The 1772-nt window shown below is 38.3% G+C and carries 2 protein-coding genes; both read right to left on the reverse strand.

From position 1 onward, the window contains the following. A partial coding sequence (locus ACFILZ_RS09680) for an SMI1/KNR4 family protein (RefSeq protein ID WP_375611043.1) occupies positions 1–459 on the reverse strand: 459 nt, incomplete at its 3' end. 21 nt (positions 460–480) lie between these two features. Then, on the reverse strand, positions 481–1772 hold a 1292-nt coding region (locus ACFILZ_RS09685), incomplete at its 5' end, for an HNH/ENDO VII family nuclease (RefSeq protein ID WP_375611044.1).

The following is a 1772-nucleotide window of genomic DNA, read 5'->3' on the forward strand; positions in this document are numbered from 1 at the left end:
TGCGTGCTCTTTAATTCTTTTACAGAGAAATTCATAAAAATTACTTGCATAATAATGTGACGCTCCAGATGGAATCTCGACGTAAAGTGGGCATTCACCATCCTGAAACTGAGTATAATCAAAGTAAAATGTTTCACCAAAATCAGTTCTATTCACGGCAAGCTGATTTGGTTTTGTGAAACCATTTTTTATATCCGTCAAATGATAGAAAACAATATCACCAGCAGGACACTTATCAAAACTTGCGTTATAAATGCTAAATATTTCATAACCTCCAATTTCTCCTCCTTTATAATTTTTTAAAAAGTCTTTATAAGAAGTTGTAAACTTTACACCAAGAATTTTCTCAGCTTCTTCAATCCTTTCATTACTAACCGCATCCTCTGCAGTGCCAAAATCAACAATATCACTATATTTCTCAACCAACTCTGCAACATCATCTAAGGTGTAAGTTTTCATAATTTGTTCTCCTATAAATTGTTATTTTTTAATTTTTGTATCTTTCGGTTTATAACATTCAGCACATAACATCCAAAGTTCTTCTCTCAACTTTTTAAACAAATCTCTATCAATATCTGATCCCATTTCCTTAGGCCTATTATGAAGGATACGATGATATTTTTTATGAAACTCATTTGTCACCATTGCTAAAGGACCATCATGTGTTTGCAATATGTGATGGAATTCAATGGATTTATCATCAAATCCTATGGGCGCTCTTCCTGCTGTCATCTTTTCAATATTTGTACCTTCTACTTCTTTCCCTTTTTCTATCCAAGTAACAATTCGGTAAGGATTAAACAGCTTTTCACTCTCATAAACTTCATATTTTTGAGTAATTATTTCTCCTTTGTGAGGTATTTCAAGCTCAAAAACAGTGGATTTTCTGTCTGACCATAAATGTTCTCCTTGTGTGAAATATTGAGTTTTAGCAATTTCATCTCTGATTTTTTCCGTTGATTGAGCAATGTCTTTTTCTGGATAAATATCTTTTATTTTATTTCTGACTTCTTCAATTGTCTGAGAAGCTTTGTTTCCTGTTTGCTCATGAACTGCAACAGCTTTATCGCTTATTTTTTCCGTTGATTGAGCGATGTCTTTGCCTGCTTTTGCAGCCGTTACCTCAGCCTTAGCTACTAATTTGGCAAGAGCTTTTTCGGTAAGCTTGCCAACAAGCTTTATGCCTCCCTTGGCTGCTCCAGCAACTCCTGTCATTAGGGATGCTGTTTCAGTCAATAATTTTCCAAATTCAAGTCCAGCTTTAAAGGATCCACCAGCACCGGCTCGCTCATATTCCTCCTCCATTTTATTAATGCGATCTACATAGGACTGTCCAAGGGTCCGACCAATTGTCGCCAAAATCTCACCACTGCTGAAAAAATCTTTGAGCGCTTTCAAAGTCTCTTCGGGATGTTTGGCTATTTGGAAAAAACCATCAAGCGTATCGTATATTTCAGCCGGTACACCAGCTACCATACCTGCCGCAAAGCTTATATCTTGCCCTGTACTAATCGCAGACCACTTCGCAGACACTTCTGCTTCACATAAAAGGTCAGGACACTCCTTTAATTCTTTATTCATCTGAGCTTGTTGAGCACTGCTGAGGTAGTTATTTGCAGCGGCATTACCTGCGGCATCAGCGCCGGCATCAACATTGCCACCGGCAAGGGCAGCGGCAACGCCCCCAGCAGCCCTTGCAACATCAATGGTGTGGTCTCTAAAGTCAGCAAACTGCGCATCAATCTTTGCGTTTATACGCGCTTCCTCTTCCG

Source organism: Bartonella sp. AP40SXNS, assembly GCF_042195825.1.
In the GTDB taxonomy this organism is placed as follows: Bacteria; Pseudomonadota; Alphaproteobacteria; order Rhizobiales; family Rhizobiaceae; genus Bartonella.